At 45.8% G+C, this 8,048-nt stretch carries 4 protein-coding genes and 1 pseudogene; 4 read left to right on the top strand and 1 reads right to left on the bottom strand.

Annotation, left to right across the window (positions count from 1 at the left end):
* Nucleotides 1-246: 246 nt before the first annotated feature.
* Together VB741_RS25535 and VB741_RS25530 are read left to right on the top strand one after the other, a co-directional pair.
* Nucleotides 247-1,375, top strand: a pseudogene (locus VB741_RS25535) (amylo-alpha-1,6-glucosidase); the annotation flags it as partial.
* Nucleotides 1,376-2,095: 720 nt separating this feature from the next.
* Entirely contained in the window at nt 2,096-4,414 is a 2,319-nt protein-coding gene (locus VB741_RS25530) for an NACHT domain-containing protein (protein ID WP_323368048.1), read from the top strand.
* 24 nt (nt 4,415-4,438) lie between these two features.
* On the opposite strand, the gene VB741_RS25525 is transcribed toward VB741_RS25530, so the two are convergent.
* The gene (locus tag VB741_RS25525; RefSeq protein WP_323368047.1) at nt 4,439-4,945 is read right to left on the bottom strand and encodes a hydrogenase maturation protease; all 507 of its coding nucleotides are present in this window, start codon (nt 4,943-4,945) and stop codon (nt 4,439-4,441) included.
* 992 nt (nt 4,946-5,937) lie between these two features.
* On the opposite strand from VB741_RS25525, the gene VB741_RS25520 reads away from it, so the two are divergent.
* Both VB741_RS25520 and VB741_RS25515 read left to right on the top strand, forming a co-directional pair.
* On the top strand, nt 5,938-6,735 hold the full coding sequence (locus VB741_RS25520) for a sterol desaturase family protein (RefSeq protein ID WP_323368046.1): 798 nt from the start codon (nt 5,938-5,940) through the stop codon (nt 6,733-6,735).
* Between the two features lie 291 nt (nt 6,736-7,026).
* The gene (locus VB741_RS25515; protein ID WP_326522203.1) at nt 7,027-7,764 is read left to right on the top strand and encodes a fatty acid desaturase; all 738 of its coding nucleotides are present in this window, start codon (nt 7,027-7,029) and stop codon (nt 7,762-7,764) included.
* The last annotated feature ends 284 nt before the right edge of the window (nt 7,765-8,048 follow it).

The raw sequence follows: 8,048 nt of genomic DNA, 5'->3' as shown, positions 1-8,048 counted from the left end.
GTTTCTTCAGTTTCAATTCAACCTATAATCACTCTCAGATGTCTGCCGAGATCACCCTGCCGAAGTTAAGGCTGACTTAACCGCCGAAGTTAGGTGTGAATGCCTGCCGAAGTCAGGTGAATATGCAGTATACTGAAGGCAACATATTATTTTTTGTGGGGGATGCTTAGTCCCCTATTTTTTTGCCTTCCTATTTTCCCAAATCATTGCCAAATCTAGACTTGAAGTTCCTTGTCACCCTTTAAGCTCCACGAGCTGCGCTTGGGACAAATGTCTCGTGCGGGTGAAGTGCTCCATACCCCCTATTACGGTACGGTTGATGCCACACCGCTGTGGCTGATGCTCTATGCCGATTACTATGCCTGGAAAGGCGATCGCACCCTGCTTGACCAGTTTTGAGAGCATGCTCTTGCGGCGATGGCCTGGATTGACCGCAGCTGCGAGAAGACTGGCTATGTCACCTATGAGTGCAAATCTTCTGGGGGCTTACATAACCAGGGTTGGAAAGATTCTGATGACTGTATTGTAGATGCCAAGGGCACCATCGCCGAAGGTGCCATCGCCCTAGCAGAGGTCCAGAGCTATGTTTACACCGCTCAAGTACGATTGAGTCCTCTGGCCAGTCTCCAGCAGAGGCCAGGCTGGAGCGATCGCTGGCAAGCCGAAGCTAAAGCCCTCAAAGAACGCTTCGAGCAAGACTTCTGGCTCCCTGATCAGGGCTATTTTGTCCTGGCCTTAGATGGTAACGGCCGACCAGTAGACAGCATCACCTCTAATCCAGGGCACTGCCTCGGGTCAGGAATTCTTTCTCCCGAAAAATCCCGCAGTGTGGCGGAAAGACTGCTGGCCCCTGACATGTTTAGCAGTTGGGGCATTCGTACCCTGAGTAGCACTTCTGTCGCCTACAATCCCATGGGGTATCATGTCGGTTCTGTATGGCTCCACGACAATGGCATAATTGCGGCGGGGTTGAGATCGCTGGGATTTACAGAACAGGCCCTCGAAATCGCCCAGGGCATTTTCGACATGACCACTCAGCAACCCTATCAGTGTCCCCCTGAACTATTTTGTGGCTTTGATCGGACGCCCACCGGCAGCCCGGTACGGTATCCGGTGGCCTGTTCACCCCAAGCTTGGGCCACCGGTACGGTCTTTCAGCTCTTGAAAATTATGGTGAATCTTGTGCCGGACGTGCCCAATAACTGTTTGCGGGTTATACAGCCCACATTGCCAGCCTCAGTGAACTTATAGTCGCTGAAAAATTTCAAGGGTGGGTCACACACTACTCGATCTGGAGTTTGAGCGTTCCCAGGAGGCAACCGCCTGTCGAGTGGTGAGAAAGCGGGGCAACCTCCAAGTAGTGATCGAGGTGTGAGCTTTAGTATTTTCACTCAGCCAGACCAGCGTTTGAGTTAGCGGGATGTTTGAATTTGTTACAAAAATTCAACAATGTGTCGTTGCTTGAAACCTTTATACCGGTGATAGGTGAGGTCTTAAGCAACAGCCCTCTAAAGGTGTGACATGTTTGAGCTTTATATTTGGCTAAAACCAATACTCAGCAGGACTTTCAATCATATTCGCCCATGCCAAAATAAGAACAAATGCACTAAATCGCGAATTGGGTCGACGAACTTATGGGTGTTTCAGCTATCTTATTCTGAAGTTTTTACGATTCCTGTTAGAAAGCTCTCAGATTGTAGACAGTGCTTTTTCGGCATGAAAGCCCAGAACTCCTTTTCAAAAAAGGTTTTGGCAATTATTAAAAGTATTCAATTCACCTTGAAAGGGCTGGTTTTAAGCAACGACTGAAATTCTCTGCTCAGAAGACTTTAGAAACAACGGCTTGATCTACCGGAATTGTTCCTAATCGCTACAGGGACCATAACAATGTTTGATTTTATGTCAGACCGAAGGGAGTTGAAGCAACTTTCTGGAAGGTTTGTATAATTTCACTGAAGTTACTGAGGTAAAAATATAGCTTTTGCCCTATCGCTTGGGATGCCGAGTGTGCGCTCAGGGCGATGGCGGCTTGCAGCTGCAACGTGGAGTGGTTGCTATAGATTGGGACACTGAGTTTTATATGAGTTGTTCTGCCATGGTAAAACGATCGCTCCGGGCATCATTAACTGGAATTCAACAGGCTAAGCGAGCATTTGCGCTGAAGGGATGGACCCAGGAAAATCTGGCAGCAGAGGTCAACCTCAAGACCCGCCAACCCATTTGGCGATTTTTCACAGGGCAATCTGTCGATCGCCAATTTTTTATGGAGATTTGTTCAGTACTGGATTTAGAGTGGCGAGACATTGCGATGGATCCACCCGCAGAATTTCCTGACCCTGGAGAGGGGGGTAAAGAAACCTTGCTGGATATAGATGATCTGGTGAAGGAGGTGCGATCGCAATGCCATGACACCATTGAAAATCAATGCGGTATCTTACAGTTACTCGACATCAATCATCCAGTTAGCCTGGATGACATCTATGTAGATGTCAATATTTTGGAGGAACTAACCAGTCAACAGCAGCTTGAAATCACTGACTTACAAAACCTGGAACTGACTGAATTTGATCGAGTTGGTTTGGGTGCAGTTGAGCAGAAGCAAATACCCGGCATGCAGGCGGTTGAAACCTACTTAAAGCTCAGGGTACTAGGGAAACCAGGGGTGGGCAAAACAACGTTTATCAAACATCTCGCCATTCAATGTATCCAGGGCGAGTTTGCTGCCGATCACGTTCCCATCTTTATCTCACTCAGGGACTTTGCCGCTGAGTCTAACCGCAACGGTGACTTTAACCTCTTAGACTATACTCATCAAATATTACTTTCGTCTGATCTTTCCAGCCCATCTACCCTCGAAACGTTGTTAAAAGCCGGGCGAGTCTTACTGCTAATGGATGGTATGGATGAAGTACTTAATCAGGATATTCCAGCGGTTCTGAGAGAAATCCGCAAATTTTCAGACCAGTATCACCGCAATCGCTTTGTGGTAACCTGCCGCACCGCTGCCCAACCACTACAGTTGCGAGGCTTCACCGATGTAGAAATTGCCCCCTTTACCCAGGCGCAAATTGCCACCTTTGCCCAAAAGTGGTTTGTGGCCCTGACCAAAACGACGGCCCAAGCGGGGCAAGAACAGTCGGCTCAGTTTATTCATAAGCTGAACTTCCCTGAAAACTGGCAGTTTCGACAACTGGTAACCACTCCTCTCTTTCTTCATCTGGCTTGCTGGGTGTTTCAAGGGCAAGGCAAATTTCCAACCAAGCGGGCTGAGTTTTATAAACAAGGTCTGAACTTGCTGCTAGGCAAGTGGGATGAAGCCAAGGGTGTCGAACGAGATGATGCCTACCGAGGGTTTTTACTGCCCCAAAAACTGAGGCTCCTGAGCCAGCTGGCCGCCGTTACTTTTGAACAAGGGCAGTATTTTTTTGAGCAACGTACCATCGAACAATACATTGGCGACTATTTGCAGAATTTGCCAGGAGCAGTTTTAGCACCAGAGGAACTGCAGCTCGAAAGCGAAGCCATACTAAAAGCGATTGAGGCACAGCATGGCCTCTTAATCGAACGAGCGCGAGGAATTTTCTCGTTTTCTTATTTGGTATTTCAAGAATACTTCACGGCTCGAAAAATTGTGGCCACCCATAATTTACAGGCCCTAGAGCAAGCCCTGGGAGGTCTGGTGAGTCACATTACCGATTCCCATTGGCGAGAAATCTTCTTATTGACTGCTGCCATGTTGCGCAGCGCCGATGGGCTGATACAGTTAATGAAACAACAGATTGATGCCCTGATCTCTCAGGATCCCTACCTACAAGATTTTTTGATATGGGCCAGCCAAAAATCTCAGACCCTCCCAACTGAGCCGAAACTTGCCACCACTCGAGCCTTTTACCTGGCCTTGGCCCAAAACTCCCCTGTAGCAGACCATTTTGCATTAGCCAGTACGCTAGATCAGGGCATATTGTTAGATGCCGCGTTAGAAAACTTACTACAAGAGTTTGCAAACCATCGCAGTCAGGACTTTGCCTATATCAATGCCTGTAGCCAGGCACTCAACAATATCCTCGTCATAGTTCTGGATGCTGGTTTTTATAAATCTCTCCAACAATTGAAAGATCAACTGCCCTCTCCCCACCAAAATCAGGAATGGCTTCAGGACTGGTGGCAAAAAAACTATGCCGATTGGGTAGAACGATTGAACAGTACAATCACCCATTACCGCAATATACACCATCCCTGGCAGTTTACTTCTGAACAGGAACAAATGCTACAACGTTACTACAATGCCAATCAGCTCCTGATAGACTGTCTGAATAGTAATTGTGAGGTAACAGCAGCCATCCGGAAAGAAATTGAAACCACATTACTCTTGCCTCAACAGGAACTGGAAGATCGGGAATGGCAAGGAGATTAACTCAGAGGAAATTCCAAATAGGTTCTATGGTAAGAAGGGCTGTCGATAGATTGTAAAAAACTGTGCAATCGTCCTCAGCGCACGATCACAACCCTGATGGGTAGTGGCAGAGAGCTGATTTTCGAAATGAAGACATTCGGTTGGAATGTGTATTGACCAAGCTTGGGGGTGAAGTCCATAGCGCTCTTGTGTGATCTTAAGTAAGGATAGTGGATCACCGCCATCAGTATTGTTGAAAATAGCATTAGGCCTTTGATTGCAAACAGCGAGCGGTGTGATCTTAATGGCTTGAGCGTAGCTTTGAGCACAAGCATTCACAAAAATCACGTAGTCGGTCTCAGCAATGACAATGGCCAGTTCTGGTGTCAGTTGTTGTACAGCTAAGGATATAACTGACGGTAGGCTCCACGCGGCTACTTCTTTGGCGACTTGATGCCCTACTGCTGCGCCACTCAGTAATGTGTTGCCGTAGCCAATAATTAGAAATTGGTACTGGAAGGAAGGTTTGAGGATTGGAGAGGGAGAAATCAAGGATTTATATCCTTTAATGAATTTGACCCATAAAACAATCAGATATAGCAATCGGCAGGTCCGTTAGGAATCGATTGCGAGCCAGATCACTTATATGCTAAAGGATGTAATCGTAATTGGTGCAACGAGGAGACTGGCCAAAGCTATAGCATCAGCAACCATCGTGATGACACCGTTGGTATCAAATACAAATATATTATTGATCGTAGCCAATCGCTTTTCACCACACTGTGATGGTTAGATGTTCTATTTCTGGATTGAAATGATTTAATCCGATACAAAGTTTTAAGATACGCCTATAACAACAATTAGGCGTCGCTAAACTTCTCCGACAGGTATTTTTTTCAGGGTAACCGTCCCACATTCCTCGCTAGCTGAGCGGAGTCGTATAGTTTTATGGGTATGAGCAGAACCTAACACGAAACGTTTCCTGCAGAAATAGCTATAACCCGGTCGATGTGCCCCTAGCTCCTCTGGGAAGGCAAGACCAACGATTTCGCATCAACGAGAGCGAAAATGCTAAGACAATTGAATCAAATCAAATTAATGCATTTCTGTACAAATCACGCAACTCAAACGCTGCGCAAACGCTTTTTCAATCCTCGTTACGCCATGATGTATTTAGGTAACCCCTGAATAGGTCAATGGGTCAACCTTCTGTGACGCGCGTCATTCTCGACCAGCAGGATCAGGTGATTCTCAATAGTGAGGTAATTTAAATGGCTTCTTCAGTAACGTTAGTAAAACAACCGTCTCTAAAGCAGAAACGGCAGTTCCGTTCGATAAAATTCGACCAAGCGATGCATAGCAGACATACTTGTTTGCTATGCTCAAATATTTTACTTCGCCATGCTTGTTCAAATAGACTTTACTGGCGCTGCCGTCATTGCTACCAGAACATGCCAGTCTTAGAGAACTACATAATATCCACTGCTTAGGTAAAATGGTTATGGATACCAGATCTCAATTTCGGTAAAACCAGTCCAGAAATAATGGTGATCCGTATCGAGATAAATGAGCGCAAGGAATTGACATTGATAGATCATTCATTTGAGTTCTACAGCATCATATTTTTTGGAATTATTCTGTTCCGGTATTTTCTGATAGCAGGGATAACCTATGGGCTCTTTTATTCTCCCCTCAGCCAGTCTTTTATTAATAATAATTTGCAACATCGGCATCCCTCTTGGCGCACAATTCGTCGCGATATCAGACTTTCTGTGCTCTCGGCAGGTATGTTTTCACTGGCAGCATCCTTTATTCTCTCAGGGTACAGTGCGGGCCTGACTCGCTCGTATGGTGACCCTCAACAATATGGTTTGTGGTACTTGGGAATAAGCTATGGGGGCGTATTAATCCTTCAAGATACCTACTTTTACTTTACCCATCGGTTGTTTCATCACCCATTACTCTTTCCCTGGTTTCATCAAGGACATCATCGATCGCGTTATCCCACCCCTTGGACGTCTTTTGCCTTTGATCCCCTAGAGGCAATTGTGCAGTCTCTCTTTTTAGTCGGCATTATCTTTGTCATTCCGCTGCATTTTGTTACGTTATTTGCAGTCCTGATCACGATGACGGTGTGGGCGGTTGTCAACCATCTTGGCCTCGACCGATTGCCAGTGTTATTTCCTCACCATTGGCTGGGGCGATGGGTGATTGGCCCCGCTCATCATTCCATTCATCATCGCAAATACACCCTGCATTACGGGCTCTATTTCACGTTCTGGGACAAACTACTTGGCACTGACGATCCTAACTATGAACAGGTGCTTATGGATGAACGTTAGTGAAATGACAACTTTCCTGGCAAAGGGAGTGCGCTTCAATAAGTCCCAATCACGAGCAGTTAACCAGCCCCTCTCCCTGGGGAGAAGGGCGTATGAGATGCTAAACAGCAGTGTGTTATTTTTGCGCAAACTCCTAAGTAGGTCAACCTAATCGTTTATAAGATAGAAGAGCAGAAGTCTGCCTCACTCGCGCATCAGCCCCCAACCCCAACCCTTCTTTATCCAGTAACGCCTGAAATTCTAATAAGTGTGCAGCATAATCTAACACCAAAACGGTTGACTGGCTCACTGATGGCTTTGCTCATCATGTTGCTTTGGCTAAGCAGTCTGGAATTCCTCGCATTGATCGATATTAGGCAGTTATCACTCCTATGGTTTTTGCCGGCTATCTTAGGACGAACGTTTCTCCAGACGGGATTATTCATTGTGGCCCATGACGCCATTCACGGAGCCATACTGCCAGGTAGTCTCCGATTAAATTACTGGTTTGGACAACTAGCCGTCATACTATACGCATTTCTGTCTTACCAGAAGCTTTCACTTAATCATTGGCAACACCATCGCCATCCTGGTCAAGCGAGTGATCCAGACTTTCATGATGGCATTCATCGTAATATCTTTGCCTGGTATCTAAAATTCATGCAAAGTTATCTGGATGTCAAACAAAGTGTTGCCCTGTTTTTGGGGATAGGAATTCTCTTTCTAACCCTCCATGTTGGGTTTCATATTTCCGTTGTCAATCTACTTTTGTTTTGGATACTGCCCATCTTCCTTAGCTCAATACAGCTATTCCTCTTTGGGACTTTCTTCCCACATCGTTTGTGTAGTGAAAGTTTCTCCGAATCAGGTGATATTGAAAATTCTCATTGCTCCACTAGTAGCTATTACCCTATTTTTTGGTCGTTTATAACCTGCTATCATTTTGGGTATCACTGGGAGCACCATGAATATCCCTATCTCCCTTGGTATAAGCTGCCGTTCGTTCAAAAAAGTAAACAGCATACATTTAGAGGATTAGGCAATTTCTGACAAAAAAGTACCGATAGACTCGAGTTGTTCGAAAACAACAGTCTTCATGTTGTCTTCGAACATAATATTTAGGGCTTGCTGAAAAAATAGCGACGTAGACTTAACAAGGGTTACAGGCTGTTACGTCCTGATTAGGTGCACAGGAAATTGGCTAAACTGCACAAAACCCTTGCACTTAATCAGGGACATGTACCGACACTCATCACCGGGGCAACTATCGTTCGAGAACTTCTATCTGCCGTTTGGGGGCAAATTATCGAGTGAGAACCGTTGGATAAAACTAG

Origin of the sequence: Leptothoe sp. PORK10 BA2 (assembly GCF_034932105.1) — a bacterium.
Lineage (GTDB): Bacteria > Cyanobacteriota > Cyanobacteriia > Phormidesmidales > Phormidesmidaceae > Leptothoe.
The sequence above is the reverse complement of the archived record's forward strand: the minus strand, read 5'-3'. Positions and strand labels throughout refer to the sequence as shown.

What these genes read in the sequence shown, in the direction of transcription:
- VB741_RS25530 (WP_323368048.1), top strand. Translation starts at nt 2,096, where the DNA reads ATGGTAAAACGATCGCTCCGGGCATCATTAACTGGAATTCAACAGGCT.
- VB741_RS25520 (WP_323368046.1), top strand. Translation starts at nt 5,938, where the DNA reads ATGGTGATCCGTATCGAGATAAATGAGCGCAAGGAATTGACATTGATA.
- VB741_RS25515 (WP_326522203.1), top strand. Translation starts at nt 7,027, where the DNA reads ATGGCTTTGCTCATCATGTTGCTTTGGCTAAGCAGTCTGGAATTCCTC.